At 64.9% G+C, this 26,922-nt stretch carries 28 protein-coding genes, 1 tRNA gene and 1 pseudogene; 18 read left to right on the forward strand and 12 right to left on the reverse strand.

The genetic code is table 11. The annotated features are described in order from the left end of the window. A pseudogene (glyA, locus tag PHA8399_RS19565) lies at positions 1 to 383 on the forward strand (serine hydroxymethyltransferase); the annotation flags it as partial. A gap of 478 nt (positions 384 to 861) precedes the next feature. After that, positions 862 to 1,692, forward strand: a complete 831-nt coding sequence (locus tag PHA8399_RS19570; protein ID WP_244270266.1) for a DUF817 domain-containing protein — start codon at positions 862 to 864, stop codon at positions 1,690 to 1,692. A gap of 52 nt (positions 1,693 to 1,744) precedes the next feature. On the opposite strand, the gene PHA8399_RS19575 is transcribed toward PHA8399_RS19570, so the two are convergent. Continuing rightward, entirely contained in the window at positions 1,745 to 2,110 is a 366-nt protein-coding gene (locus tag PHA8399_RS19575; protein ID WP_058287788.1) for a hypothetical protein, read from the reverse strand. Positions 2,111 to 2,171: 61 nt separating this feature from the next. On the opposite strand from PHA8399_RS19575, the gene PHA8399_RS19580 reads away from it, so the two are divergent. Next, positions 2,172 to 2,972, forward strand: coding sequence for an alpha/beta fold hydrolase (locus PHA8399_RS19580; protein WP_058287789.1), 801 nt, complete (start codon positions 2,172 to 2,174; stop codon positions 2,970 to 2,972). Here PHA8399_RS19580 and PHA8399_RS19585 read toward each other — a convergent pair. The 3 genes from PHA8399_RS19585 to PHA8399_RS19595 form a co-directional block, all read right to left on the reverse strand. Further along, positions 2,969 to 3,157, reverse strand: a complete 189-nt coding sequence (locus tag PHA8399_RS19585) for a hypothetical protein (protein ID WP_008556487.1) — start codon at positions 3,155 to 3,157, stop codon at positions 2,969 to 2,971. The two genes, PHA8399_RS19580 and PHA8399_RS19585, sit on opposite strands and share 4 nt — an antisense overlap. Positions 3,158 to 3,253: 96 nt before the next feature. Beyond that, positions 3,254 to 4,246, reverse strand: coding sequence for a sterol desaturase family protein (locus PHA8399_RS19590; protein WP_058287790.1), 993 nt, complete (start codon positions 4,244 to 4,246; stop codon positions 3,254 to 3,256). A gap of 23 nt (positions 4,247 to 4,269) precedes the next feature. Continuing rightward, entirely contained in the window at positions 4,270 to 5,028 is a 759-nt protein-coding gene (locus tag PHA8399_RS19595) for a class II aldolase and adducin N-terminal domain-containing protein (protein WP_058287791.1), read from the reverse strand. A gap of 113 nt (positions 5,029 to 5,141) precedes the next feature. Between PHA8399_RS19595 and PHA8399_RS19600 the strand changes: the two genes are divergently transcribed. From PHA8399_RS19600 to PHA8399_RS19635, 8 genes are all read left to right on the forward strand, one after another. Continuing rightward, positions 5,142 to 6,032, forward strand: a complete 891-nt coding sequence (locus PHA8399_RS19600) for a LysR family transcriptional regulator (RefSeq protein WP_058287792.1) — start codon at positions 5,142 to 5,144, stop codon at positions 6,030 to 6,032. Between the two features lie 209 nt (positions 6,033 to 6,241). After that, on the forward strand, positions 6,242 to 6,943 hold the full coding sequence (queC, locus tag PHA8399_RS19605) for a 7-cyano-7-deazaguanine synthase QueC (protein ID WP_058287793.1): 702 nt from the start codon (positions 6,242 to 6,244) through the stop codon (positions 6,941 to 6,943). Further along, positions 6,943 to 7,296, forward strand: a complete 354-nt coding sequence (gene queD / locus PHA8399_RS19610) for a 6-carboxytetrahydropterin synthase QueD (RefSeq protein WP_058287794.1) — start codon at positions 6,943 to 6,945, stop codon at positions 7,294 to 7,296. The genes queC and queD overlap by 1 nt, the downstream gene beginning before the upstream one ends. Then, the gene (gene queE / locus PHA8399_RS19615) at positions 7,293 to 8,003 is read left to right on the forward strand and encodes a 7-carboxy-7-deazaguanine synthase QueE (protein WP_058287795.1); all 711 of its coding nucleotides are present in this window, start codon (positions 7,293 to 7,295) and stop codon (positions 8,001 to 8,003) included. The genes queD and queE overlap by 4 nt, the downstream gene beginning before the upstream one ends. A 16-nt stretch (positions 8,004 to 8,019) precedes the next feature. Further along, the gene (gene queF / locus PHA8399_RS19620; RefSeq protein ID WP_058287796.1) at positions 8,020 to 8,484 is read left to right on the forward strand and encodes a preQ(1) synthase; all 465 of its coding nucleotides are present in this window, start codon (positions 8,020 to 8,022) and stop codon (positions 8,482 to 8,484) included. A gap of 213 nt (positions 8,485 to 8,697) precedes the next feature. Beyond that, positions 8,698 to 9,618 (forward strand): MBL fold metallo-hydrolase, encoded by a 921-nt coding sequence (locus PHA8399_RS19625; RefSeq protein WP_058287797.1) that lies wholly within the window; start codon positions 8,698 to 8,700, stop codon positions 9,616 to 9,618. A gap of 10 nt (positions 9,619 to 9,628) precedes the next feature. Further along, complete coding sequence (locus PHA8399_RS19630) at positions 9,629 to 10,018, forward strand: rhodanese-like domain-containing protein (protein WP_058287798.1); 390 nt, start codon at positions 9,629 to 9,631, stop codon at positions 10,016 to 10,018. Between the two features lie 323 nt (positions 10,019 to 10,341). Beyond that, entirely contained in the window at positions 10,342 to 11,028 is a 687-nt protein-coding gene (locus PHA8399_RS19635; protein ID WP_058287799.1) for a hypothetical protein, read from the forward strand. Here the strand turns inward: PHA8399_RS19635 and PHA8399_RS19640 are convergent. The 4 genes from PHA8399_RS19640 to PHA8399_RS19655 all read right to left on the reverse strand — a co-directional run bounded on the left by PHA8399_RS19640 (position 11,005) and on the right by PHA8399_RS19655 (position 13,259). After that, complete coding sequence (locus tag PHA8399_RS19640; protein WP_244270267.1) at positions 11,005 to 11,688, reverse strand: helix-turn-helix domain-containing protein; 684 nt, start codon at positions 11,686 to 11,688, stop codon at positions 11,005 to 11,007. The genes PHA8399_RS19635 and PHA8399_RS19640 overlap by 24 nt on opposite strands. 212 nt (positions 11,689 to 11,900) lie before the next feature. After that, positions 11,901 to 11,986 (reverse strand) — tRNA-Leu (locus PHA8399_RS19645). 108 nt (positions 11,987 to 12,094) lie between these two features. Further along, entirely contained in the window at positions 12,095 to 12,700 is a 606-nt protein-coding gene (locus PHA8399_RS19650) for a tetratricopeptide repeat protein (protein ID WP_244270268.1), read from the reverse strand. A 67-nt stretch (positions 12,701 to 12,767) separates the two neighbouring features. Beyond that, a complete protein-coding gene (locus PHA8399_RS19655) occupies positions 12,768 to 13,259 on the reverse strand; it encodes an Lrp/AsnC family transcriptional regulator (RefSeq protein WP_058287801.1) in 492 nt (163 codons plus the stop codon). Positions 13,260 to 13,364: 105 nt separating this feature from the next. Here PHA8399_RS19655 and putA point away from each other — a divergent pair, with 105 nt between their 5' ends. The 3 genes from putA (at position 13,365) to PHA8399_RS19670 (ending at position 18,181) form a co-directional block, all read left to right on the forward strand. After that, positions 13,365 to 16,778 carry a bifunctional proline dehydrogenase/L-glutamate gamma-semialdehyde dehydrogenase PutA gene (putA, locus tag PHA8399_RS19660; RefSeq protein ID WP_058287802.1) on the forward strand — a complete coding sequence of 1,138 codons (3,414 nt, stop codon included), beginning with the start codon at positions 13,365 to 13,367 and terminating at the stop codon, positions 16,776 to 16,778. A 53-nt stretch (positions 16,779 to 16,831) separates the two neighbouring features. Continuing rightward, on the forward strand, positions 16,832 to 17,602 hold the full coding sequence (locus PHA8399_RS19665) for a rhomboid family intramembrane serine protease (protein WP_058287803.1): 771 nt from the start codon (positions 16,832 to 16,834) through the stop codon (positions 17,600 to 17,602). Between the two features lie 201 nt (positions 17,603 to 17,803). Further along, positions 17,804 to 18,181: a GFA family protein gene (locus PHA8399_RS19670; protein WP_058287804.1), complete on the forward strand. Its 378-nt coding sequence runs from the start codon at positions 17,804 to 17,806 to the stop codon at positions 18,179 to 18,181. A gap of 144 nt (positions 18,182 to 18,325) precedes the next feature. On the opposite strand, the gene PHA8399_RS19675 is transcribed toward PHA8399_RS19670, so the two are convergent. Next, entirely contained in the window at positions 18,326 to 19,111 is a 786-nt protein-coding gene (locus tag PHA8399_RS19675) for an inositol monophosphatase family protein (RefSeq protein ID WP_058287805.1), read from the reverse strand. 191 nt (positions 19,112 to 19,302) lie between these two features. Between PHA8399_RS19675 and curA the strand changes: the two genes are divergently transcribed. Next, positions 19,303 to 20,322 carry an NADPH-dependent curcumin/dihydrocurcumin reductase gene (gene curA / locus PHA8399_RS19680; RefSeq protein WP_058287806.1) on the forward strand — a complete coding sequence of 340 codons (1,020 nt, stop codon included), beginning with the start codon at positions 19,303 to 19,305 and terminating at the stop codon, positions 20,320 to 20,322. A gap of 97 nt (positions 20,323 to 20,419) precedes the next feature. Here the strand turns inward: curA and PHA8399_RS19685 are convergent, their stop codons facing one another. Next, a complete protein-coding gene (locus PHA8399_RS19685) occupies positions 20,420 to 21,325 on the reverse strand; it encodes a LysR family transcriptional regulator (RefSeq protein ID WP_058287807.1) in 906 nt (301 codons plus the stop codon). 98 nt (positions 21,326 to 21,423) lie between these two features. On the opposite strand from PHA8399_RS19685, the gene PHA8399_RS19690 reads away from it, so the two are divergent. From PHA8399_RS19690 to PHA8399_RS19700, 3 genes are all read left to right on the forward strand, one after another. Beyond that, on the forward strand, positions 21,424 to 22,293 hold the full coding sequence (locus PHA8399_RS19690; protein ID WP_058287808.1) for a methylenetetrahydrofolate reductase: 870 nt from the start codon (positions 21,424 to 21,426) through the stop codon (positions 22,291 to 22,293). A 66-nt stretch (positions 22,294 to 22,359) separates the two neighbouring features. After that, positions 22,360 to 22,839 (forward strand): PaaI family thioesterase, encoded by a 480-nt coding sequence (locus PHA8399_RS19695; RefSeq protein ID WP_058287809.1) that lies wholly within the window; start codon positions 22,360 to 22,362, stop codon positions 22,837 to 22,839. 94 nt (positions 22,840 to 22,933) lie between these two features. Continuing rightward, positions 22,934 to 23,449: a DUF2867 domain-containing protein gene (locus PHA8399_RS19700; protein ID WP_058287810.1), complete on the forward strand. Its 516-nt coding sequence runs from the start codon at positions 22,934 to 22,936 to the stop codon at positions 23,447 to 23,449. An 88-nt stretch (positions 23,450 to 23,537) separates the two neighbouring features. Here PHA8399_RS19700 and PHA8399_RS19705 read toward each other — a convergent pair whose 3' ends face one another. Further along, positions 23,538 to 24,614 (reverse strand): T6SS phospholipase effector Tle1-like catalytic domain-containing protein, encoded by a 1,077-nt coding sequence (locus tag PHA8399_RS19705; protein ID WP_058287811.1) that lies wholly within the window; start codon positions 24,612 to 24,614, stop codon positions 23,538 to 23,540. Beyond that, on the reverse strand, positions 24,592 to 26,889 hold the full coding sequence (locus PHA8399_RS19710) for a xanthine dehydrogenase family protein molybdopterin-binding subunit (RefSeq protein ID WP_058287812.1): 2,298 nt from the start codon (positions 26,887 to 26,889) through the stop codon (positions 24,592 to 24,594). Before PHA8399_RS19710 ends, PHA8399_RS19705 begins: the two co-directional genes overlap by 23 nt. Between the last annotated feature and the right edge of the window lie 33 nt (positions 26,890 to 26,922).

A 26,922-nucleotide genomic window follows, 5' to 3' on the forward strand; every position in this document is an offset into this window, starting at 1 on the left:
CGGACCAGCTGATCAAGGGCGGCCTGGACATCGTGACCGGCGGCACCGACACCCACGTCATGCTGGTCGACCTGCGGCCCAAGGGCGTGACCGGCAACATCGCCGACAAGGCACTGGGGCGCGCCCATATCACCACCAACAAGAACGGCATCCCGTTCGACCCGGAAAAGCCCACCGTGACCTCGGGCCTGCGCCTGGGCACGCCTGCCGGCACCACCCGCGGCTTCGGCGAAGCGGAGTTCCGCCAGATCGCCGACCTGATCATCGAGGTGATCGACGGGCTGGCGGCCAGCGGTGAAGAGGGCAACGCGGATGTGGAAGCGTCGGTGCGCGCCAAGGTCGCGGACCTCTGCGCCCGCTTCCCGCTCTACCCGAACCTGTAAGCCCTTTCGGGACTGACAGAAACGAACCGCCGCGGCCCCTCAGCCGCGGCGGTTTTTCCTTGCCGCAAAGGCAGCCCTCCCGCGCCCCGCCGGTGCATCGCTGATGCCCCGGCACGGGCCTTGGGCCCGGCAGCGCCCCTAAGAGGGGCGCTGCCCGCGCCGTGCGGCCCGCACGGCGCCCTGCCCAACGCTTTCGGGACGGCCGCAGGCAGGCCGGAAAGGGGCGGGAGCGCTTGGTGCGGTTCAACGGAGCGCAAAACCCCGCCCGGGCTCTGGACACCGCGGGTCAAACACGCGCACATGCCGACCGCTTCCTGATTGCGTTTTCAGAAAGATCAGGGAAAGGTTTTCCGGCAGGCCCGAGGGTTAGCTAATGTTTTGAACCAAGAAATTGTAGAGCAGCCATCTTATGATCCCTTTCCAAGACTCACAGCCGGCGAACCGGACCCGGCGCCTGGAGCGCCGGTTGGGCGACGGGATGCGGGCACGCCTGCCGCTGGCCGCCACCGAGTTCATCATGTTTACCCTGAAACAGGGGTGGGCCGCCATCTTCGGAATCCTGCTGCTGGCCGGGCTGATTTTCACGGGCTGGATCTGGCAGCCGGAATGGCCGCTGGCCCGCTATGACGCGCTGCTCATCTATGCGCTGGCGCTGCAGGGGCTGCTGCTGGCCGCCGGCATGGAGAGCTGGCGCGAGGTGCGGGTGATCCTGCTGTTCCACCTGACCGGAACCGCGATGGAAATCTTCAAGGTGCAGGCGGGCAGCTGGACCTATCCCGGGGCAGGAGTTATCAAGCTGTACGATGTGCCGCTGTTTTCCGGTTTCATGTATGCCGCCGTCGGCTCTTACATGGCGCGGGTGATCCGGTTGTTCGACATGCATTTCGCCCCCTACCCGCCGTTCTGGACCACGGTGCTGCTGGCCGCTGCAATCTATGGCAACTTCTATGCCCACCACTATCTGCCAGACATCCGGCTGGGCCTGTTTGCCGCTACCGTGCTGCTGTTTGCCCGCACCCGCATCTGGTTCCGCATCGGCGAGCAGTTTTACTGGATGCCGCTGCCGCTGGCGGCGTTTCTGTCGAGCTTTTTCCTGTGGCTGGCGGAGAATGTCGGCACCGGCACGAAAACCTGGCTCTACAACGGTCAGGCCAGTGGCGAGTGGGTGAGCCTGGCAAAAATGGGGTCGTGGTATCTTCTGCTGTACGTCAGCTTTGTCACGGTAACGCTGGTGTTCCGCGATGCGCTGTCTCCGGCTGCCGCGGCGGACCGCCCGCCGCCAGCTGCCGCGCGGCAGCGGCAAGCTTAAGGGCGGCCGGTCAGGAGAGGCTTTCACATCGCAGGCCGCGTAAAGCGGGAAATCAGACCAGCCCGCGCCAGCGCAGGACCACCACCAGCAGGATAAGAACCACCAGCAGCGAAAACGCCATGCTGCCCAAGACCCCCAGCCAGAACCCCTTGCGCCGGTCGGCAATGTCGATTTCCTTCAAGTGCGCCTTAACCTCGCGGGCGGCGCCGCGCAGCGGTTTTTCGTCCACCGTCTGCCGCAGCTTGGGGTGTTCCAGCAGCGGCAGCGCACCGGCCAGTTTCATGCCCTGCTTGTAAACCCGCCGCGGCAGGCGGCGGCGGACAAGTTTCAGCGCGGCGGCGAGGTCGCCGGAAGCGTGCTCGCGCTCCTTCAGGAGCGTGCGGATGTCTTCGATATCCTGATCCAGGCTGGCGGCCATTGCGGCACTCTCCCTCGGCTGATGTGTTGGGCCACCCTAGCCCGCGCCCGCGCCCGCCTCAATGGGGCTGGCAAGCCTTTGCCTGCCCGGTTATCAAGGCGCCATGCTGAACACGATCATTCATGGCTCTGCCACCGGAACCCCCCCGCTCCTGATTGCCCATGGCCTTTATGGCTCGGCCCGCAACTGGGGCGTCATCGCCAAGCGCCTGTCGGATGAGCGGCAGGTGGTTGCGGTGGACATGCGCAACCACGGCGACAGCCCCCGCAGGGACAGCCACACCTATCCGGAGCTGGCGGAGGATCTGGCGGAGGTGATCACGGCCCATGGCGGCCGGATGGATGTGATCGGCCATTCGATGGGCGGCAAGGCGGCGATGATGCTGGCGCTCAATCACCCCGAGGCGGTGCGCAAACTGGTGGTCGCCGACATCGCGCCGGTGGCCTATGGCCATACTCAGATCCAGTATATCCACGCGATGAAGTCATTGGACCTGGAGAGCATCGAGCGCCGCCCCGAGGCCGCCGCCCGGCTGGCTGAGGCCGGGGTGGACGCTGCGCTGCAGAGCTTTTTCACCCAGTCGCTGGACCTGCCGAACAAGCGCTGGAAGCTGAACCTGGACACGCTGGCAGAGCAGATGCCGAACATCATGTCCTTTCCGCAGACGGAAGCCGCCTGGGACGGCCCTGCGCTGTTCCTGTCAGGGTCGGACTCGGATTACGTGCTGCCGCAGCACCGCGGCGAAATCCGCGCGCGGTTCCCGAATGCCCGGTTTGCCAAGCTGCCCGGCGCGGGCCATTGGCTGCACGCCGAGAAGCCGCGGGAGTTCGAGGCCGCCGCGCGGGTGTTCCTCAACGCCTAGGCGCCGCGGGCATAGAGCTGTCTTGCGACCAGCCAGGCGACCGGCATCCCCAGAACGGCGCCGGCAGCAGCGGCGGCAAGGATCGCTTGTGTCGTGACCAGCCCTGCTGCAAGCACAGCGATCACCCCGGCACCTGCCAGGCTGCTGCCGATCAGCGAATACAGGATGGATGCAAGACGCAACATGGGCTTTCTCCTTTGCCTCTGACTGTTCTGTGCACAGGCATAGGGATTCGCGAATATATACGCCTTGATCCTGATCAGTTCGGCATTGATGCAATTCTAGCGCGTGTACATCTGCTTCTTAAAGGCCCGCGTCCGGTCCGTCGCCGCGGCGGAGCCGTCGTGGTAGGTGCCGAACCATTTGTCGAAGGGGATCTCCGAGGTGCCGTAGTTGCACTCGAAATAACGGTGGTGCAGCTGGTGGAAGAAATCGCCGGCCTTGGCCGCCTCTGTGTCCCCGGCGATCACCCGTTCGAAACCGGAATGCGACAGCACCGGGCTGACCTGCTGGAACATCGCATGGAACACCAGGTGCAGCGGGTGCGAGGGCACGATCAGGTGGATGAAATAGGTGGTGAAGTAGAGCAGGTTTTCATACCAGTGGTTGGAGATCCCTGACCACGGCCCGATGTTGACGTTGCGGTGGTGGACTGCATGCACGTGTTTATAGAGCCGCGGGTGATGCTCCAGCCGGTGCACCCAGTAGAAATGCAGGCCGGACCACATCGGGATCAACAGCATCCAGACCACGCACCACACGGGGGCTTCGGCGAATGTCACGGTGGGCACCCAGCCATTGGCCATCAGCCAGTAGATGCCCCATTGATAGACGGTGGCCACGGTGATGGCGCTGCCAAGGGTCCACCACATGTTGTCCAGCACCTGGTTCTTGAAGGTAAATGTGCCGTTGCCCCGCGACAGGTCGCGTGTGTCGAACTTTTTCTGCATACCCTGGCCCTTGCGGATGTAGAGCCACCAGTGCAGCCCCCCGGCCACCGCGGCCTGCGGCAGCAGGTTGGCAAGCCAGACCTGCAGCATCCAGCCGGGGCGGAAGGCGGCCATCTCTGCCAGCGGCGGCAGCAGCCAGGCGTAAAGGGCGAGCGCCAGCAGGAGGCAGACCGTCAGCGACGTGATCTCCATCCAGGCGCCGCGGTACCATCTGAGGACCGCCGCCGGGCGCGGCGGCCAGCTGAACAGCGGGTTGAGCGGCACCTGCCCCTTGGGGTGATAGTGCCAGCGGTCCGCCTCGCGGTCGGGGAGCGTGCCGTGCATCGGGTTGCCTCCTGTCCCAGGTTTCAGGTTGCGTAGTTGGAGCCCTCGTCGTCGAGGATCGCCTTCAGCTCCGCCAGGTGGCGTTCCGCCTGATCGGGGTAATCCTCCAGCTCCTGCGCGGTCTTCTCGGCGATCTCGTCGCTCAGCACCCGCAGTTCCCGGCCGGTTTGCAGGGCGCGGATATAGGTCTCGGCGGCGCGCTCGAAGTAATAGAGCCGGTTGAAGGTGTCCGCGACGCTATCGCCAATGACCAGCACGCCGTGGTTGCCCATGATCATCACCTTGACCTTGGGGTCCGTCAGCATCCCGGCGCAGCGCGCGCCCTCGTCTTCAAACGCCAGGCCGCCGAAATCATTGTCGACCACATAGCGGCCATAGAAAGTGGCGGTGTTCTGGTCGATCGGCGGCAGGGTGCTGTCGGCAAGACAGGCGAGCACGGTGGCGTGGATGGAATGCACATGCATGACGCAGCGCGCATGCGGGCACAGGCGGTGGATGGAGCCGTGCAGGCCCCAGGCGGTCGGGTCCGGCGCGCCGGGGCGCTCCATCGTCTTGGGGTCGTCCGCATCCAGCAGCAGGAGGCTGGATGCCTTGATGCGCCGGAAATGCGCCTGGTTCGGGTTCATCAGGAATTGGGTTCCGTCCTCGTTCACCGCCAGGCTGAAGTGGTTGGCGACGCCCTCATGCATGTGCAGCCGTTCGGTCCAGCGGAAGGCCGCGGCCATGTCGACGCGCTCCTGCCAATGGGTGAGGTTCGGGCTCAGCGCCGCTTGCGTGTTCATTCCTGCGCCTCCGGAAGTGCGGTTGCGTTATTGGTGCCAGCCGGATTGTCAGCTGACAAACAATGGATTCAACCGCTATGCATTAAGGAAACTAATGCACAGGTCATACATCCATGCCGCCCCCCGGATCGCCGCCCTCCTCCCTGCCCCCGCTGACCTGGCTGCGCGCCTTCGAGGCCAGTGCCCGGCACTTGTCGTTCACCCGCGCCGCGGCGGAGCTGAACCTGACGCAATCGGCAATCAGCCAGCATGTGCGCAGCCTGGAGAACTTCCTGGGCCGGGAGCTGTTCATCCGCAAAACCCGCGCGCTGGAGCTGTCGGAGGCCGGGGCGAATTACATGCCGATTGTGCGCGAGGCCTTTGACCTGATCGCGGCCGGAACCCAGGCCTTTACCGGCGGCGATCAGGGGCGCCATCTGGTCTTGCAGTGCAATATGGCCTTTTCGGTGTTCTGGCTGTCGCCGCGCTTGCCGCGGCTCTATGCGCGGTTCCCTTGGCTGGTGCTGAATATCGTGACACCGATCTGGGACCCGGAACGCCATGCCAGCTCTGCCGGGACCGAGATCCGCTTTGGCCGCCCGAACGATATGTCGGCAGCTGCGGTCCGGCTGACGCGGGACCGCTTCTATCCGGTCTGCGCACCGGGCTATCAGGGCGGCGCGGTTGATTTCAGCACTGCCACGCTGCTGGATTGTGCAGGCGTCACAGGCTCCTGGGGGGCGTGGTTCAAGTCGCAGAACCGGCCGTTTGACCGCAATCACGAGATCAGCCTGGCCTCTACTTACGTGATCGCCATGACCGCGGCGGTGAACGGGGCCGGGATATCCATGTCCCATGACACCCTGGCGGGCGGACTGCTGGAGAGCGGCCAGCTGGTCCGGGCCAGCGATCATTCGGCGGAGCAGCTGGAGAGCTATTTCCTGATGCCGCCGCCGAGCCATGCCAGCACTCCGGCGTCGCGGGCGTTTCTGGAGTGGCTGGAGGGGGAATTGCCGCCGGTATAGAAAATACCGCCCGGCGGCACGCCGGACAGCACCCGTCCGCCCCCCCATGGGCGGGCCCTGCCCTCACCGGCCACCAGCCACTTTCAAAAATCTCCAACAAGTCCTGCCGAATGTTCGCAATACGCCCGCCGCTTGCGCCATTTGCCGCATGCTGTTAAACGCGCGCCACCGGTCGCAGCCTACCCGGTCACCAAAACAAGGGTTCAAACATGAAGACTATCGTTATCTGCTCGGGCGGGCTGGATTCCGTTTCGCTTGCCCATATGGTCGCTGAGGAGCATCAGCTGACCCGTCTTGTCTCCTTCGATTACGGCCAGCGCCACAGGAAGGAACTCGACTATGCCGCCGCCGCCGCCAAACGGCTGGGTGTGCCGCATGACATCATCGACATGCGCGGCATCGGGGCGGCGCTCTCCGGCTCGGCCCTGACCGATGACATCGACGTGCCGGACGGCCACTACGAAGAAGAGACCATGAAGGTCACCGTGGTGCCGAACCGGAACGCGATCATGCTGACCATCGCCTATGGCATTGCTGCCGCCAACGGCGACGACGCTGTGGCGACGGCGGTGCATGGCGGGGATCATTTCATCTATCCGGACTGCCGCCCGGCGTTTACCGAGGCGTTTGACGCCATGCAGCGCGCGGCGCTGGATGGATACGCCGACGTGCGGCTGTACACCCCCTTCGTGCACCGCACCAAGGGCGACATCGTCACCGCAGGTGCTGCGCACAACACCCCCTTTGCAGAGACCTGGTCCTGCTACAAGGGCGGTGAGAAGCACTGCGGGCGTTGCGGCACCTGCGTTGAACGGCGCGAGGCCTTCCATCTGGCGGGCATCGAGGATCCGACGGACTATGCCGACCCGGATTTTTGGAAGGCGGCGATTGCTGCCAAGGACGGCGCCTGATGTTCCGGATCACCAAGGAATTCCACTTCTCCGCCTCGCACCAGCTGACCCACCTGCCGCCGGACCATCAATGCGCCCGGCTGCACGGCCACAACTATGTCGTGGTGGTGGAGCTGGCGGCGAAGGAGCTGAACAGCGACGGCTTTGTGCGCGACTATCACGAGCTGAAACCGCTGAAGGACTACATCGACGGAACCTTCGACCACCGGCATCTGAACGACGTGCTGGACGGGTATTCGACGGCGGAAAACATGGCGAAGCATTTCTATGACTGGTGCAATGCACGCTGGCCGGAGGTTGCTGCGGTGAAGGTTTCGGAGACGCCCAAGACCTGGGCGGAATACCGGCCATGACAACATTGCGCATCGCGGAAATCTTCGGCCCCACGATCCAGGGCGAGGGCGCCCTGATCGGGGAACCCACAGTCTTTGTGCGCGCCGGCGGCTGCGATTACCGCTGCTCCTGGTGCGACTCGATGCACGCGGTCGACAGCGCCTACCGGCATGACTGGGCGGTGATGTCTCCCGAGGACGTCATGGCAGAGGTGCGCCGCCTGTCCGGCGGCAAGCCGCTGACCGTCTCGATCTCCGGCGGCAACCCGGCGATCCAGGACTTCGCCCCGGTGATCGCTTACGGCAAGGCGGAAAGCTACCGTTTTGCCTGCGAGACCCAAGGCTCGGTCAGCAAGCCCTGGTTTGCCGATCTCGACATGCTGGTGCTGAGCCCCAAGCCGCCCTCCAGCGGCGAAACGGTGGATTGGAAGGCCTTTGACCGTTGCCTTGAAGCGGCAGAGGGCTGCGGTCAGGCAGTGATGAAGATCGTGATCTTTGACGACAAGGATTACGCCTGGGCCAAGGCCGTGGCAGAGCGTCACCCGGAGCTGCCGCTGTACCTGCAGCCCGGCAACCCGGAGGTCGACCCGGAACAGCCCGTCGATCTGAACCAGGCCACGGACCGCCTGCTGTGGCTGATTGAAAAAGTGACCGGCGACGGCTGGTTCACCCCCCGCGTCCTGCCCCAGCTGCATGTGCTGGTCTGGGGCAACAAGCGCGGCGTCTGACGACAAGGAACCTGATATGTCTGACAGCATCTACAGCAACCTGAAGCAGCTGGGCGGCGACACCATCGTGCCGCAAAGCCCGGAAGAGGCAGAACTGGAGCGGGTGCAGAACCCGCAGGCCGATGTGGCCTACAACGTGCGCTTCACCGCGCCTGAGTTCACCTCGCTCTGCCCGATGACCGGGCAGCCGGACTTTGCCCATCTGGTGATCGACTATGTGCCGGGCGACTGGCTGGTGGAAAGCAAATCGCTGAAGCTGTTCCTCACCTCCTTCCGCAACCACGGCGCCTTCCACGAGGATTGCACCGTCTCCATCGCCCGCCGCCTGGCGGATTTCCTGGAGCCGCAATGGCTGCGCATCGGCGGCTACTGGTATCCGCGCGGCGGCATCCCGATCGACGTGTTCTGGCAGACCGGCCCAATGCCCGAAGGCGTCTGGATCCCGGACCAGGGCGTGCCGCCCTACCGCGGCCGCGGCTGAGCCGGTATTGCTGCAGAAATGAGGACGGCCCGGGATCTGATGGTTCCCGGGCCGTTTTATTGTCTGCCTGGCGGCGCATCTTGCGCGCCGTCTCCGCCGCAGCGCAGGCCCGCGCGGGAACCGGTTTTCCTGCCAAGCGTTATGCCTCCAATGCCGCAGGCGGCCCGGCCCCTGCGGCCATCAGCACGACATATGCGCAAAGGAGGGGAAACAATGGCAACGGACTACACGCAAGGCGACCGCATTGTCCGGCATTCGCCCGCGGGCAGCAGCAACAGCCCCGAGGTTTGGGGCCTGTATGAACCGGAAAGCGGATCGGTCCAGTATATTTGCGCCGATCCCTCGACACGCAAGGCGGCGCTGATCGACGTGGTCTGGGATTTCGACCCGAAAAACGCGGGCACCGCACAGGACAGCATCGACCACGTGATGCGGGTGGTCGAACAGGAAGGCCTGACGCCCGCCTGGATCCTGGACACCCACCCGCACGCCGACCACTTTATGGCCTCCGCCCGGCTGAAAGAGCGCACAGGCGCACCCACGGCGATTGGCGAAAAGGTGCGCGAGATTGCTGAGCTTTGGCGCGGCTACTACCACATGCCGGAGGCATTTGATCCCAGCCGCGACTTTGACCGGCTGCTGGCGGATGGCGACACAATCGAGCTGGGCGACCTTCAGATCCGGGTAATGCTGTCGCCCGGTCACACGCTGGGCTCAGTCAGTTATGTCTGCGGCGATGCGGCGTTTGTCCATGACACTCTGATGCACGCCGACGCGGGGACCGCGCGTGCGGACTTCCCCGGCGGTTCCGCCGGGGAGCTTTGGCAGTCCATTCAGCAGATCCTCTCCCTGCCGGAAAACACCCGCCTGTTCGTCGGCCACGATTACGGCACCGATGACCGGGACGCCCCCGCGTGGGAGGCCACGGTGGCAGAGCATCTGGCGCGCAACCCGCATGTGAAGGCCGGGACCCGCAAGGAAGACTGGATCAAGCAGCGCACCGAGCGCGACAAAACCCTCTCCCTGCCGGACCGGATGCTGGCCGCCCTGCAGGTGAACCTGCGCGGCGGCCGCCTGGGCGCGGCGGAAAGCGACGGCAATCATTACCTGAAAATCCCTGTCAACAAATTCTGAGGTGCGGACAATGGCACAAACCATGGAAGAGATGGTCGAAACCGCCCGGGCGCAGACCAAGACGGCCAGCCCCCAAGATGCCCATGACGCGGCCGCAGCCGGCCACGTCATCCTAGACGTGCGCGAGCCCGGCGAACTGCAGCAGGACGGCTGCGTCTCCGGCAGCCTGCATATTCCCCGCGGCGTGCTGGAATCAAAGGCCGATCCGGACAGCGGCGCCGCCGAGGCCGCGCTGACCAGCCGGCGCGATGATGCGGGTATCTACGTGCTCTGCGCCTCCGGCGCCCGGGCCGCACTGGCCGCGCACACGCTGTGCCAGATGGGGTATGACGCTGCCATCATCGAGGGCGGCCTGCAGGCCTGGAAAGACGACGGCCTTCCGGTTGAGGGCGCGTCCTAACGCCGCTGACGTCCTTCACGGCACATGACAGTCAGGCACGGCGCCGCCGCCGTGCCGGCGGGAGGCAACAGTAGCGCGCCCCCTGCCCTCCCACAGCCGCGCCGCGAGCGGGATGGTCCGCAAAAAGCAGGTGCCTGCCAGCCGCATTTTTGCCTCGGCCTGCCGCCAATATTGTTGCACCTCATAGCTGCATTACCTTCCCCAAGGTAAAGCAGATCATTTTCCGAAATTTTATTTAAGATTTTATGCAACTTGAACTCTTTAGCGGCGCTAGAAAGTTTTTCGGGCTATTCGAGTGGAAGACTTTACGACAGGGGACTTTAATGAATTCGCTCGATATGGGAAAAACGCTTTCGGGATACTTGCATACGCTTTCGCAGGCCGGCCTGCAGGTCGAAATGTTCACGGATTTCGAGAAAGTGCCCGAGACCGCCGCCCTGTCAGGCCGCCAGTTCCAGATGCCCGGCTTTGCCATTGAGCGCACCGACCACACCGAGAATTCGGCTTTCTGGCTGTTTTTGAAGGAGAACGGCACCTATATCGGCGGCGCGGCGGCAATGCTGCAGGACCTGGGCCGGGAAACTCTGGCAGATTTCCTGATGCGCACCTCCCGCCACCAGTTTCCCAACCCGGCAGGCGGCGGTGTCGAGAGCGTGGCCGAGCCGCTGGCCCGCGAAGTCAGCGGGCGGCTGGCTTATATCGGCGAATTGAACTTCCTGCCGGGCCGCCGCGGCAAACGCGCTGAGCGGCTGGCGCCCTTCATGCGGATTTTTCAGATTCTGGCGATCCAGAAATGGGATGTGGATTGGATCTATGCCTTCATCCCCGACCGCCACATGCAGGCGCGGCTGGATCTGGTTTACGGCTTCACCCGGGCGATCCCGCGCGCGCAGAAATGGCGCGCCCCGGAACCGGAGGTGCGCAGCAGCACCGAATGGTTTGTCGGCTCTTCCCGGCTGGAAATGGAGCACATGCTGCTAAGCGACCTAGCCGAATTTGATATCCTGTGAGAAATTGGCCACCAGGAGCTTGCCGTCCGGCAGGTAAACCGGCGCCAGGACCCGCCGGTACTGGCGGGTAAAGAGGCGGGCGGTCCGCAGTTTCACATCAATCGAGGGGGGGGTGATGACCGGCTCGCCGCGGTTGATCGCCTCGCTGTGGGCCATCACCAGATCGGCGTTCAGCTTGTCGCTGAAGCCGTTCAGCGTATCCCGCAGCTGGCCGCTGCTGGACACCTCAAAGCAGACCGAGGCGAGGCTGTGCCGCCCGGACTGGATCGGCTGGATCCGGTTCCCTTCCGGGTCCGGCGGATCGAACATGTCCACCGCGTGCTGCAGCTGGTCGAACCCTTCCAGGCGGCCGCTGTTGGAAAACCACCAGTCCAGGAAATCCTGCAGCGAAACATCGCAGCCGCTGTACTGGCGGCTGCGGGCGGCGGCCTGCATCTGCGCGTTGAGAATCTCAAACGCCTTGCTGCCGGGCCCGCCCGCCTGGCGTTCCGGCAGCAGCTCCAGCCCGGCGGTATCGGAGGAAAAGTAGCGGAACGACACCCCCAGCCCGCGCGACAGCGCGTCCAGCGTGCTCCAGCCGATCTCGCGCTCATTCTTCAGCGCGCTGTTAAATGTGCCGTAAGGAATACCGCATTTCAGCGCGGCCTGCCGGTTGGACAAATTTAAATCCGCGAGCAAAGCGGAAATTTTCTGATGGATCAGCGCCATATGCCAAAGATCTTTCACATTCTGTGCGACATCTTGCATAATATTATCGTTACAGCAATGCAATCTTTACGTGATCGCGCCAAGTCCCCTTTGCACGGGAACTTCAAGCCAAGCGGCGCCGGAGCGGAACGGTTCTGTCAGGGCTGATGCGGCAATGGAGCCGGTGGTGCGGACGGCGGGACTCGAACCCGCACGGCCATAAGGCCAGGAGATTTTAAGTCTCCGGTGTCTACCATTCCACCACGTCCGCCGGCGGCACCGCCGGGCGGCGCCACAGCAGCAGGTCTAGCCTCCTGATTTCTGACGGACAATCGGTTTTCGGCGTTTGCCGGGAAATTTCTCGGTTGTGCGCGCGCTGCTACAGCTCCATATCCCCGGCCCCCGGCGGCGCCAGCGGCCCGCCGGGATCGGCCAGGTAACGCTCCGGCAGCCAGGGGTTCAGCGCCAGCGCTTCTGCCAGCGCGACCCGCGCCTCCTCCAGCCGCGACAGGCCGTACAGCGACAGCGCCCGCCCGCTCATCGCCGCGACGTGGCGCGGCGACAGCTCCAGCGCCCGGTCCAGATCCCGCAGCGCGGCGGCAAAATCGCGGCGCAGGTAATGCACAAAGGCGCGCTGGTTGTAGCCCTCGGCATAGCCGGGGCAATAGGCGATCAGCTGATCGAAATCCTCCAGCGCGCCGAGGAAATCGAACGACGAGCGCCGGGTCATGCCGCGGTTTAGGATCTCCTGCGCACGCTCATCCGGGGCATCGGCCCAGAACTCCCACATGCGGTTGGCGATCTCGCGCGCCTGCGCCTCGCTGCCGGCCTGCTGGACCTCGCTCAGCAGCCCTTCGAGCGGCGTGCTGTGATCAGGTGCGGACGGGCAGCCGGCGGCGGCGGCCTGCGCTGCCAGCAGCAGGGCCGCAGCCGGTAGAACACAACTGGCTGGACGCTGCGGGGGTCGGGAAACAAATCTGAACATGCCCCCAATGCTGGCACATTTGCAGTTTCGATCAAGTCACCTGTGCGCGCGCAGCTTCCGCAACACCCTAAAGCGGCCCCAGTGCGCCGTCTTCCTTCACCGCCTCCATCGCCACATAGGTGGAGGTCGAGGAGACATGCGGCAGGGAGGAGATCTTCTCCCCCAGCACCGCCCGGTAATCGGTCATCGAGCGGGTGCGCACCTTCAGCAGATAGTCGAAATGCGAGGCCATCATATAGGCCTGTTCCACCTCGGGCAGCTTGGACACCGCGGCGTTGAACTTGGCCAGCGCCGCCTGCCGGGTATCGTCCAGCTTCACCTCGACAAAGGCCACATGGTCCAGCCCCAGCCGGATCGGGTCCACCAGGGCGCGGTAGCCGGTGATGATGCCCTCCGTCTCCAGCCGTTTGAGCCGGGTTTGGGTCGGGGTTTTCGACAACCCGATCCGGCGGGCCAGGTCAGCGACGGAAATCCGGCCGTCCTCCGCCAGCACATTCAGAATCGCCCGGTCAAACCTGTCGATATCAGGAAAGGCCAATTGAACCGTCTCCTTGCTCATCTTTCCGCCACTTGACCTGCATGTTACACATTTTCAGGCGATTGTCCCGCCAGAAAGCGTGTATTCTATGCAAAAGCCCTGCATGTTATCTGTGGAGTCCCCTGCATGACCACCCAATCCAAGCTGCGCTACCGGATCGACGCCGGCACCTATGCCGATCAGACTGCCATGCGCGACCGGCTGGTTGCCCAAGCCGCCCTGTCCGATGCCGACCGCGCCCGGATCTGTTCCAGCGCCGCCGCCCTGGTGCGCGACATCCGCGGCCATTCGGCGCCCGGGCTGATGGAGGTCTTCCTGGCCGAATACGGCCTGTCGACCGAGGAAGGCATCGCCCTGATGTGCCTGGCCGAAGCGCTGCTGCGGGTGCCGGATGCCGACACCATCGACGCGCTGATCGAGGATAAGATCGCGCCGTCGGACTGGGGCAAGCACCTGGGCAAATCCACGTCGTCGCTGGTCAACGCGTCGACCTGGGCCTTGATGCTGACGGGTAAGGTGCTGGACGAGGACCGCAGCCCCATCGGCGCCCTGCGCGGCGCCATCAAGCGCCTGGGCGAGCCGGTGATCCGCACCGCCGTCAGCCGCGCGATGAAGGAGATGGGCCGCCAGTTCGTGCTGGGCGAAACCATCGAAAGCGCGATGAACCGCGCCGCCGGGATGGAGGCCAAGGGCTACACCTATTCCTACGACATGCTGGGCGAGGCCGCCCGGACGGAGGCCGACGCGTCGCGCTATCACCTGTCCTACTCCAAGGCGATTTCGGCCATTGCCGCCGCCTGCAACAGCGACGACATCCGCAAGAACCCCGGCATCTCGGTGAAGCTCTCGGCGCTGCATCCGCGCTATGAGCTGGCGCAGGACGCCAGCGTGATGGAGCATCTGGTGCCGCGTCTGAAGGCGCTGGCGCTGCTGGCCAAGGCCGCCAAAATGGGCCTGAATGTGGATGCCGAGGAAGCCGACCGCCTGTCGCTGTCGCTGGAGGTGATCGACGCCGTGGTCTCCGACCCGGCGCTGGCGGGCTGGGACGGCTTTGGCGTGGTGGTGCAGGCCTACGGCCCCCGCGCCGGCCTGGCGATCGACGCGCTGCATGAAATGGCGGAGAAATACAACCGCCGCTTCATGGTGCGGCTGGTGAAGGGCGCCTATTGGGACACCGAGATTAAGCGCGCCCAGGTCGAGGGCGTCGATGGCTTCCCGGTCTATACCTCCAAGCCGCTGACCGATGTCTCCTACATCTCCAACGCCCGCAAGCTGCTGGGGCTGACGGACCGGATCTATCCGCAGTTCGCGACCCACAACGCCCACACCGTTGCCGCCATCCTGCACATGGCCGACGGCATGGATAAGGGTCTTTACGAGTTCCAGCGCCTGCACGGCATGGGTGAAACCCTTCACCAGATGGTCCTGGAGCAGAACAAGACCAACTGCCGGATCTACGCGCCCGTCGGCGCGCACCGCGATCTGCTGGCCTATCTGGTGCGGCGTCTGCTGGAAAACGGCGCCAACTCCTCCTTTGTGAACCAGATCGTGGACGAAAACGTGCCTCCGGAGGTTGTGGCCGCGGACCCGTTTGATGCCGTCGCAGATGTAACCCGCAAGATCCCGACCGGGCCGGAGCTCTATGCGCCGGAGCGCCCCAACTCCAAGGGGTTCGACCTGGGCCATGCGCCGACGCTGGCAAAGATCGATGAGGCCCGCGCGCCCTGGCGCAACCACCAGTGGCAGGCCGCGCCGCTGCTGGCAGGCGATGCCCAGCCCGAGGCCGCCAAGGATGTGACCAGCCCCACCGACCTGAGCGTCGCCGGCACCGTCAGCCAGTGCAGCCCCGAAGATATCGAACTGGCGCTGGCGCTGGCAGATCCCTGGGACGCCCCGGCAGAGGAGCGTGCGGCAATCCTGAACAAGGCCGCTGACCTCTACGAGGAAAACTACGGCGAACTGTTCGCCATTCTCGCCCGCGAGGCCGGCAAGACCATTCCCGATGCGGTTGCCGAGCTGCGCGAGGCGGTGGATTTCCTGCGCTACTATGCGGCGCGCATTCCCGATGCGCCGCCCGCGGGCATCTTCTCCTGCATCTCGCCGTGGAACTTCCCGCTGGCGATCTTCACCGGCCAGGTCTCTGCCGCGCTGGCCGCGGGCAACGCGGTGCTGGCCAAGCCCGCCGACCAGACGCCGCTGATCGCCCACCGCGCCGTGCAGCTGATGCACGAGGCCGGGGTGCCGCGCAGCGCCCTGCAGCTGGTGCCGGGCCGCGGCAGCGTGGTCGGGGCTGCCATCACCTCCGACCCGCGGGTGAACGGCGTCGCCTTCACCGGCTCCACCGCCACCGCCCTGCGCATCCGCAAGGCGATGGCCGACAACCTGCAGCCGGGCGCGCCGCTGATTGCGGAAACCGGCGGCCTGAATGCAATGATCGTCGATTCCACCGCGCTGCCGGAACAGGCGGTGCAGGCGGTGATCGAAAGCGCCTTCCAATCCGCCGGCCAGCGCTGCTCGGCGCTGCGCTGCCTTTATCTGCAGGACGACATTGCGGATACCGTGCTGAAAATGCTCAAGGGTGCGATGGACTGTCTGCGCCTGGACGATCCCTGGCACCTATCCACCGACAGCGGCCCGGTAATCGACGAAGGCGCCCGCGCAGGGATCCTGGCCCACATCGACAAGGCCCGGGCCGAGGGCCGGGTCATGAAGGAGCTGATGGCGCCGCAGGGCGGCACCTTTGTCGCGCCCACGATGATCGAAGTGCCCGGCATCAGCGCGCTGGAGGAGGAGATCTTTGGCCCCGTGCTGCATGTGGCCCGGTTCAAGTCGCACCAGCTGGATCAGGTGATTTCCGACATCAACGCAACCGGTTACGGCCTCACCTTCGGGCTGCACACCCGCATTGACGACCGGGTGCAGCATGTCTGCGACCGGGTGCATGCGGGCAACATCTATGTGAACCGCAACCAGATCGGCGCGATTGTCGGCAGCCAGCCCTTCGGCGGCGAGGGCCTGTCGGGCACCGGCCCCAAGGCAGGCGGCCCCTTCTACCTCAACCGCTTCTGCGCGCCGGACCGGCAGCAGGTCAGCGCCGAGTGGGACACTGAAACCGCCGCGCTGCCGGGGGCCAGCGGCGTTCCTGCGCAGCCCGTCACCACCTCCCTGCCCGGCCCGACCGGTGAGTCAAACCGCCTGACGGTTTCGGCCCGCCCGCCGCTCCTGTGCATGGGCCCGGGACCGGAGGCCGCCGCGGAACAGGCCAAGCAGGTGATCAGCCTCGGCGGCACCGCGATTGAGGCGCATGGCCTTCTGGGCCTGAACCAGCTGCAGACCATCGAGGGCATCTCCGGCGTGCTGTGGTGGGGCGATGAGGCGACGGGGCGCGACATCGAGCAATGCCTCGCCAAGCGCGACGGCCCGATCATCCCCCTGATCCCCGGCAAGCCCGACCGCGCCCGCGTCCTGGCAGAACGCCACGTCTGCGTCGACACCACCGCCTCTGGCGGCAACGCGCAGTTGCTCGGCGGAAACGCCTGAGCTATCGGCGCTAAGCACTTGACGCTGGGCCATTTCCGGCCCAGCGTTCCCTCATGTTTCCAATCCGCGACCACAACCCGTCCGGCCGCAGGCCCTATGTCGTCTATGCGCTGATTGCCGCAAACGTCTTGGCCTATATCTACTACACCGCCAGCTATGCTTCGCCGCGCGCGCTGGCCTATTTCTATGACGCCTACGCAATTGTCCCGGCCGAGATCATCCATGGCTACGGGTTTGAAACCCTCTTCACTTCCCTGTTCATCCATGGCGGGCTGATGCACCTGGGCGGCAACATGCTGTTCCTGTGGATCTTTGGCGACAACCTGGAAGAGGAGATGGGCCATCTCCCCTTCCTGCTGTTCTACCTGCTCAGCGGGCTTGGCGCCGGGCTGATTCATGTGATGTCCGCACCCGGGTCCATGGTTCCAACGGTTGGCGCCTCCGGCGCCATTGCCGGCGTCATGGGCGGCTATCTCTTGATGTTCCCAAGGGCGCGCGTCGATATCCTGCTGATCCTGATCATCTATTTCCGCATCTTCACCATCCCCGCCTTTGTGATGCTGGGCGTGTGGCTGGCGATTCAGTTTTTCGGCGGCCTCGGCTCTGACCCCAACCAGGGCGGCGTCGCCTATTGGGCCCATGCCGGAGGTTTTGCGGTGGGGCTGATCCTGTGCCTGCCCCTGTGGCTGCGCCGCGGCGGCCCGGCGTTCTGGAACCGCACCCACGGCACCCCGCCGCATCCGGAGAACGAGTATGAACTCTCCGCCAGCCGCATCCCCAAACTGCCGCGCAAAAAGCGCAATCCGGGCCCTTGGGGGAAGTGAGACAGCCCCCGGCTTAAGCCATGGCATGTGGAAAAGGCGGCCTGCGCAACTTTCGAAACAAGCTACTGGTAAACACGCAAGCCGCCCCCCCCGACGGGCATCGGGGCAAGTAAATGGTAGGGCTGCGCCTAAGGTTTTTACGGGGAATTATCTCCGGTCTTAGTCAGCCTTGCGCCGCAAAGACCCAGAAAGGACCATCGAATGCCCCACCTGAAAGCCACCTGCCACTGCGGCGCCGTTGAGATCGAGGCGGAGTTCCCCCAGGGCCTCGCCTCTGCCGCGCGCTGCGACTGTTCCTTCTGCCGCCGCCGCGGGGCGGCTGCCGTCACCGCCCTGACCGCCAGCCTGAAGGTGCTGAAGGGGGCCGAAAACCTTACCCTCTACACCTGGGGCAGCCATACGGCGAAGCATTATTTCTGCAAGACTTGCGGCATCTACACCCACCACCAGCGCCGCTCAGATCCGAAAGAATGCGGCGTCAACCTGGGCTGCATCGAGGGCGCCAATCCGCGGACGCACGCCGGGACCTATGGCGAGATTCCCTGGAACGACGGGGTGAACCATCCCTCGGATCAATAACTCTTTCGCCTGGCCGACAGGCCGGGCAGCGCCCGTCCGGCCCCATGGGCGGGCACCGCCCTGTTGGTGGGAAAGCAGACCTATTCGGAACAAAAAAACGCGGCCCTTCAGCCGCGTCTTCTATCCCTAAATGTCCGGACTAACTCAGCCCCGGATCACCTTGGCGAAGTTCTCGAAAATCGGCTCGTTCGAGCAAACGACAGACCCGCTGTCGATGATGCCCGCGTCCGGGTCGATCGCCTCGGCCAGACCGCCGGCCTCTTTCACGATGATGATGCCGGCAGCCAGATCCCAAGCGTTCAGGCGGCGCTCCCAGAAGCCCTCGTAACGGCCTGCGGCCACATAGGCCATGTCCAGCGCAGCCGAGCCCCAACGGCGCACGCCGGCGCAGGCGGGCATCAGGCGGGCCAGATCCTGCAGCGTCAGCGGCAGGTCGGCGCGGCCGCCGAACGGCACGCCGGTGGCAAAGATCGACTCGATCATCCGGTGGCGGCCCGACACGCGGATACGGGTGTCGTTCATCCAGGCGCCTGCGCCCTTCTCGGCAAAGAACATCTCATCCTTGGCAGCGTCATAGACCACGCCTGCCACGATCTTGCCCTTGTGCTCCAGCGCGATGGAGATCGCCCAGTGCGGCAGCCCGTGCAGGAAGTTGGTGGTGCCGTCCAGCGGGTCGACGATCCAGCGGCGGGTGGGGTCTTCGCCCTCGATCTCGCCGCCCTCTTCCGCGATCCAGCCATAGGTCGGGCGGGCGTTGCGCAGCTCATCCTTGATGATCTTCTCGGCGGCGATGTCGGCCTTGGAGACGAAGTCGCCCGCGCCCTTCATCGACACCTGCAGGTTTTCCACCTCGCGAAAGTCTTTCACCAGGGAACGGCCAGCCTTGCGGGCGGCTTTGATCATCACATTGAGGTTTGCGCTGCCAATCATGTCTGCAGAATCCTGTCACGTCGGGGAGATGCCGGGTCAAACCGTGCCTATACGCCCCCTGCCCCCGAATGCCAAGGGGCTTTGCCGGCAAGGATGCAACAGCCCTGACGCCCGGTTACAGCCCGGCAGGCGGTTGAATTCCGCCCCCGCGAGGCCCAGTCTCTGCTGCAATCATTACAAGGAGGACTCCCATGCCCGACCAGATGCAGCGTATCGTGCTGGCCAGCCGCCCCGAAGGCCAGGCCAGCGAAGAGAACTTCCGCCTGGAAAGCGTGGACATGCCCCAGCCCGGCGACGGCGAAGTGCTTGTCAAAATTCACTATATGTCGCTGGATCCTTACATGCGCGGGCGCATGAACGCAGGCAAATCCTATGCGCCGCCGGTGGAGATCGGGGAAACCATGACCGCGGGCGGCGTCGGTGAGGTGATTGCCTCCAACAGCCCTGATTTCCAGCCGGGCGACTTTGCCCTCGGTGCGTTCGGCTGGGCCAGCCACGCTTGTGCGCTGGCCAGCGATATCCGCAAGCTGGACCCGGATATGGCACCGCTCACCACCGCACTTGGCGCTCTCGGCATGCCGGGGTTTACCGCCTGGCATGGCTTGGACGCCTATGGCCGCCCGCAGGCAGGCGAAACCCTGGTGGTTGCCGCCGCCACCGGCCCGGTCGGCTCCATGGTGGGACAGCTCGCGAAACAGAAAGGCCTGCGGGTGGTCGGCATTGCCGGCGGTGCCGACAAGTGCAAGCTGGCGGTCGAGACCTTCGGCTTTGACGCCTGCCTCGACCACCGCGCCTATGCCAGTGCCGAAAGCCTGAGCGAGGCCCTGGCGGCAGAATGCCCGGACGGCATCGACATCTATTACGAAAACGTCGGCGGCAAAGTGCTGGAAGCGGTGCTGCCCCTGATGAACACCTTCGGCCGCATCCCGGTCTGCGGCATGATCGCCTGGTACAACAGCGCCGAGACGGATCTGACCGCGCCGGCCATCTGGCGCACGGTGCTGACCAAGTTCCTGTCGGTCAATGGCTTCATCATCTTCAACCACTACGACCGCTATGGCGATTTCCTGGGCGAAGTGGCCCCCAGGATCGCCAGCGGCGACATCAGGTATCTGGAGGATATCGCGGAAGGGCTGGAGAACGCCCCCCAGACCTTCCTGTCGATGATGCAGGGCGGCAATACCGGCAAGCAGATCGTCAAGCTGGTCTGAGCCGCGCGCCGGCATCCGCCGGATCACGCAACCGCGCGGAGCGGGCACAGGCGCCGGACCGGCGCAGGCCGCTCCGCGCCCGTCCTGGCGGCGGCATCTATTGATGCTGCAGCTTGCGTGCCTCCACCTTTGCCAGGCGGATCAGATCCTGCATGAAGGGCTTCTCGCGGTCCTCCGTCCGGATCGCGGCATACAGGCTGCGGGTGATGCCGGTTTTGGTCAGCGGCCGGGTCACATAATCCGAAGAGTACTTCACCTCCCGTACCACCCAGTCCGGCAGCACCGACACCCCGCGGTTGGAGGCGACCAGCAGCAGGATCACCGCCGTCAGTTCCACCTGCCGGATCGAGGCAGGCTCCACCCCCGCCGGGATCAGCAGCTGGCTGAACACATCCAGCCGGACCTTGTCCACCGGATAGGTGATCAGGCTCTGGCCGATGAAATCCTCCGCCTCGATATAAGGCTTTTCCGCCAGCGGATGCTGCGCTGAAGCTACAAAGACAGGATTGTAATCAAACAGCTCGATAAACTCGACACCGGCAATGTCCTCCGGGTCGGAGGACACCACCAGATCCACCTCCTCCTTCAGAAGCGCAGGCAGCGCGTCAAAGGCCAGGCCCGGACGGATATCCACATCCACGTCGCCCCAGTTCTTGCGGAAGCCCTCCAGCACCGGGAACAGCCATTCGAAACAGGCGTGGCATTCGATAGCGATATGCATCCGGCCAGTATTGCCATCCCGCAAGGAGGAAAATTCCGCTTGCGCCGCTTCGACTTGCGGCAAAACCTGCTCTGCCAGCCGCAACAGCCGCAGGCCCGCGGGGGACAGTTTCATCGGCTTGGACCGGCGGATGAACAGTTCCACCCCGGCCTGGTCCTCCAGCCCCTTCACCTGATGGCTCAGTGCGCTTTGGGTGATGTTCAGCTGCTCCGCAGCCCGGGCCAGCCCGCCGGCCTCATGGATGGCCTTGATGGTGCGGAGATGGCGGAATTCGATATGCATTCTATCAGATCGCTCATGTTAATCTTGAGTATTATGAAATTGTCTCACAATGCTGCGCGTGCAACAAGTGCAAACAGACACATAGCGAGAGACCTGAGATGACGACGCCCAAGATTTCCTTCGAATTCTTCCCGCCGAAAAATCTCGAAGCCTCCTTCCGGCTTTGGGACACCGTGCAGGTCCTCGCTCCGATGGATCCGCGCTTTGTATCGGTGACCTATGGCGCAGGCGGCACCACCCGCACGCTGACCCGCGATGCGGTTGCGACCCTGCACAATTCCTCCGGCCTTAATGTGGCCGCGCATCTGACCTGCGTGAATGCTTCCAAGGCGGAAACGCTGGAGATCGCCGACCAGTTTGCCGAGGCCGGCGTGACCGAGATCGTCGCCCTGCGCGGCGACCCGCCCAAGGGCGAAGGCAAGTTCACTCCGCATCCCGAAGGCTTTGCCGACTCGGTGGAACTGATCAAGGGTCTGGCGGCGCGCGGCGGCTTCACCATCCGCGTCGGCGCCTACCCGGACTGCCACCCGGAGGCCGCCAGCCAGGCCGCCAACGTGGAATGGCTGAAGCGTAAGCTGGATGCCGGCGCTGATGAGGCTCTGACCCAGTTCTTCTTTGAGGCGGAAACCTTCTTCCGCTTCCGCGACGCCTGCGAAAAGGCGGGGATCGACGGCAGCAGGCTGACTCCCGGCATCCTGCCGATCGAGAACTGGAAGGGCGCCCGGAATTTCGCCAAACGCTGCGGCACCGTGATCCCGGATTGGGTCGAAAACGCCTTTGACAAGGCGCTGCGCGACGGCCGCGAGGAGCTGCTGGCCACGGCACTGTGCACCGAGCTGTGTTCGGACCTTCTGGAAGGCGGCGTGGACAAGCTGCATTTCTACACCCTGAACCGCCCGGAACTGACCCGCGACGTCTGCTTCGCCCTGGGCGTCACCCCCAAGGTGGCACTGGAGAACGTGGCGTAAGCCTTGCAGGCCCCGGCGCGCGGTTCCTAATGCGGGGGACACCCCCCCGCCAAGGACCCGCGCGCCATGTTTTATGCCAAACAGCCTTCCGACCTGCTGACGATAGAGCAGATATCCCGGATCTCCGGGCTTGAGTTCATGCAAGGCATTCTGGAGGGCCGCCTGCCCGGCCCGCCGATTGCCGAGACGCTGGGTTATTACCTGCACAGCGTTCAAGAAGGCCGGGTTGAGTTCCGCGGCACGCCCGAATTCCACGTCACCAATCCGATGGGCACCGTGCATGGCGGCTGGTACGGCACGCTCTTGGACAGCGCCATGGCCTGCGCGGTGATGACCAGGGTGCCGCCGGGCTCGGTCTACACAACGCTGGAATTCAAGATCAACATCCTGCGGCCGATCCCTCTGGGCACCCTGATCGGCTGCACCGGCACCGTCGACCATGCCGGCCGCTCGACCGGGGTGGCGCATGGCGAGCTTCGCGGGGTTGAGGACGGGCGGCTTTACGCGACCGGATCCACCACCTGCATCGTGATGAAAGCCGCCTAGCCCCGGCCGCCGGTTTTTTGCCGCGGGCCTTGTCGGCCGCATTTTTGCAATTATCTTCAATCCCGTAACCTGACACGCAGCGGAAGGGCCGGCCATGCCGCCAAATACCTTCGCGCGGGCCGCCACCGCCCGCATTCAAATCCTGGCCCCCGCCGCAGAGCTGGATTTCCTGGACACGCAGTCCATTGTTCTGCCAGTTCCGGTCACCCCGCTAGAGGCCTGGACCCTGATGCACGCGCGGCCGCTGCCGGGCCTGAAGCTGGCGTTCTGGCTGCGGGACGCGATATCGGCCTGTTTTGGCGTCAAACGCATCGGCGGCATCACCAGCAAGCCGCACACGGGCGTGCAGCCCGGTGACAAGCTGGATTTCTTTCTGGTGGAAGCCGTGTCGGATACGGTCCTGACCCTGACCGTGCGGGACAGGCACCTGGACGTGATGACCTGTTTAACCAGCAGCGCCGGCGTCCTGTCCGTGACCTCCTCGGTCAAGACGCGGAACCGGTTTGGCCGCGCCTACATGATCCCGGTCCGGCCCGCCCACAAGCTGATTGTCGCCCTGTCCCTGAAGCGCCTGAAGCAGGCGCTCGAGCAGCGCCGCGCCGCCGTCTGATCCGACAGCCCTCCCGCTGCATCTTGCCTGCAAGCGGGACTGACGGTTTCCTTGAAACCAGGAAACCAGCCGGGCCAGCCCTCCCCCTTCAGGTCTTGGAGAACATCGCCAGCCAGCCGCCGGACGATGCGGCGTTCTGTCTTCCCGCATCGACACTGCTGTGCAGCCGTTCGCTGGAGTCCAGCCCGACCCGGCGGCGGCTGCGCAGCAGGAAGATTTTGGCCCAGCCCTGCCATGTGCCGACCGAGGGCGCCTTGGGGTCGACCGGAAAGCGCATCCGCCAGTCGCTGGGCAGCGGCAGGCCGCGTTCCTCCGCTTTTTCCAGCATCCAGATCAGCGAGACATTGGCCAGCGGCCGCGCTTCCTCGAAGCCGCCCAGCTGGCCGCCCACATCGCCATGGGCGCCGCGGAACCAGACCTGCTCGACGTGGCCGTTCCAGCCCTTGGGGCAGTCCCACAGCACCGGCTTGAACACGTCGCGCGTCTCATCCAGTGCCAGCGCGTGATAGCCGCTTTTGATATGGGGACCCAATGTATGGTTGTGGAAATTGTGCTGCTTTTCCGCCCAGCGCCACAGCAGCGGCAGCCGCAGGCCCAGCGCCTTGACGGTGTCCCAAACGCCGACCATCTCGATCTCAACCTCGCCGTGGCAATACGCCTTAGTGAAGGCGGTGCCGGTCTTGGAGCGCCCGTTCAGCCGGTAATGGCGGTAGGCGGGGCGGATGTTGCGCACGGTGGCGTGCTCCGGCTTCAGCAGGCCGATCCGGTCGATCACACCGGCCAGCGAGCGCACCGCATAGGCCCCGCGGGAGTAGCCGAACAGATAGATCCGGTCGCCCGGCCGGTAGCGCGAGGCGAGATAGCCATAGGCGCGGCGGATCTGGCGGTTGATGCCGCGGCCCATCATCACGTCCGGCGCGCTGCCCCAGCCCTTCCACTGGACGCCGGATTCGTAAAAGACCGAGACCTGGCCGCTGGTCTGGCTGCACAGCCGGTACAGCTGGCCGGCGTGGGTTTCATGCCCCGCCTCCAGCGTCGACATGGTGCCGTCCAGGATGATCACATGCGCCTGCGGCCCGCGCAGCTTGGTTTCGCCGGAGTGCTCCGAGCGCAGCGGCCGTCCCAGCCACCCTAGAACCCTTTTACTCAGCTGCTTCAGAAACATCCCTAAGCACTTCCCAAATCCTCAGCGGGGTGAACGGCATGTCCACCTGCCGCACGCCGCGGTCCCAGACCGCGTCCTGCACCGCGTTTGCCACCGCTGCCAGCGCGCCGACGGTGCCCGCCTCGCCGCAGCCCTTCATCCCCATCGGGTTCTGTGTCGAAGGCACCGGCTCGGAGGTGAATCCAATCATGGGAACGCCGCTGGCCCGCGGCAAGGCATAGTCCATGAACGAAGCCGTGAGCAGTTGTCCGTCCTCGTCATAGACAACACGCTCCAGCATGGCCTGTCCCAGCCCCTGCGCCACCCCGCCGTGCACTTGGCCTTCGGCCAGCACCGGGTTGATCAGATTACCGAAATCGTCGACTACAGTGTAGCGCTCCACAGCGGAATTCCCAGTCTCCGGATCGATCACGACCTCGGCAACATGGGCACCGTTCGGAAACGAGCGCCCCGGCAGCCGGGCCCGCGCCGCGTGACGCTGCAGATCAAGCCGCCCGTGCGCGCGGGCCATCTCTGCCGCTTCTAGCATGGTGGGGGTCAGGTTGGAGCCCGGTGCGCGGAAGGTTTCGCCGTCAAACCCGACAGCCTCTTCCTCCACCCCCATCTCCTCCGCCAGGAAGGGGATGAAGGCGGCGATCATCGCATCCACCGCCGCCAGCGGCGCATTGGCCTGCGTCGTCACCGACCGCGAGCCGCCGGTACCGCCGCCCGTGGCGATGCGGTCGCTGTCGCCCTGGATGACCTGGATCTTGTCTGCCGGGATACCGCTCTGGTCGGCCAGAAACTGGGCATAGACGGTTTCATGCCCCTGTCCGTTGCTTTGCGTGCCGACATAGATATGCACCCGCCCGTCCTCCAGAAACTCCACTTCCGCGCTTTCCGAAGGATCGCCCAAAATGCTTTCGATATAGTAACAAAGCCCGGCGCCCCGTAACTTGCCGCGTTTACCATCTTCGGCGCGGCGGGCCGCGAATCCCGCGATATCAGCCTCTTGCGCGGCGCGGCTCAGGACTTTGCTAAAATCGCCTACATCATAGGTCTCTCCGGTGACGGTGTTGTAGGGAAACGCGTCAGCCGGAATGAAGTTCCGCCGCCGCAGCTCCCAAGGATCCACCCCCAGCTCGCGGGCGGCCCGGTCCATTGCCCGCTCCAGCACATAGATCGCCTCCGGCCGTCCGGCGCCGCGGTAGGCGTCGACCTGGGTGGTGTTGGTATAGATCCCCTCCACCTGCAGCCAGGCGGTCTGAATGTCGTAGACGCCTGCCAGCACGCGGCTGAACAGCTGGGTCTGAATCGGCTGGCCGAAATGAGAATTATACGCGCCAAGGTTGCAGCGGGTGGTGACCCGGTAGGCGGTGATCTTGAGGGTTTCGTCAAAGGCCAGTTCCGCCAGCGAGGTGAGGTCGCGGCCGCCATTGTCGCTGAGCATCGCCTCAGAGCGGTCCGACATCCAGAACACCGGCCGGCCCAGGGTCCGGGCGGCATGGGCGACCGCGAAATACTCCGGATAAGGCATCGCCTTCATGCCAAAGCCGCCGCCCACATCGGGCGTGGTGACTTTCACAGCGGCCTCGTCCAGCCCCAGTTTGGCGGCAAGCTGGGACTTCATCGCCCAGACCCCCTGCCCGCCGTAGCAGAAATGCAGCCGTTCTTCGGACCACTCGGCAAAACAGCCGCGCGGCTCCATCGAATTGACGATGATCCGGTTGTCCTCGACCTGCAGCGCAACAGTATGGGCCGCGCTTTGGAACGCCGCCGCGGTGGCCGCCTCATCGCCCATGCCCCAGTCAAACGCCTTGTTGTCCGGCACCCCCGCATGCAGCGGCTCACCGCCCGGCAGCACGTCCAGCTTCACCGGCAGATCGTCGATGTCCAGTTCGATCAGCTCCCCGGCATCGCGGGCCTGATCCAGTGTCTCCGCTATGACCACCGCCACCGGCTCCCCGACATAGCGCACCCGGCCGCGCGCCAGCATCGGGCGCTCGGGCGCCGCGCCTTTGGTGCCGTCGCGGTTCGTCACCAGCGAGCCGTCCATGGAGGTGTCGATGCCCGCAGCTTCCAGATCGGCCAGGGTGATCACCGCATGGACGCCCTCCGCCGCGCGCGCATCCTCGACGTCCAGCGCTGAGATTTCCCCATGCGCCACCGGGCTGCGCAGCACCCATACGCGCAAGGCGTCCGCCGGGGCAGCATCCTCGATGTACCGCCCCTGGCCGGTCAGGAACCTGAGGTCCTCGACCCGCTTTACCGGCTGGCTTTTCCCGAATTTTTCCATGCTCGCCCCCTGTCCGCGCTGGCTGCTGTTGCG

The organism is Leisingera aquaemixtae (assembly GCF_001458395.1).
Taxonomy (GTDB): domain Bacteria; phylum Pseudomonadota; class Alphaproteobacteria; order Rhodobacterales; family Rhodobacteraceae; genus Leisingera; species Leisingera aquaemixtae.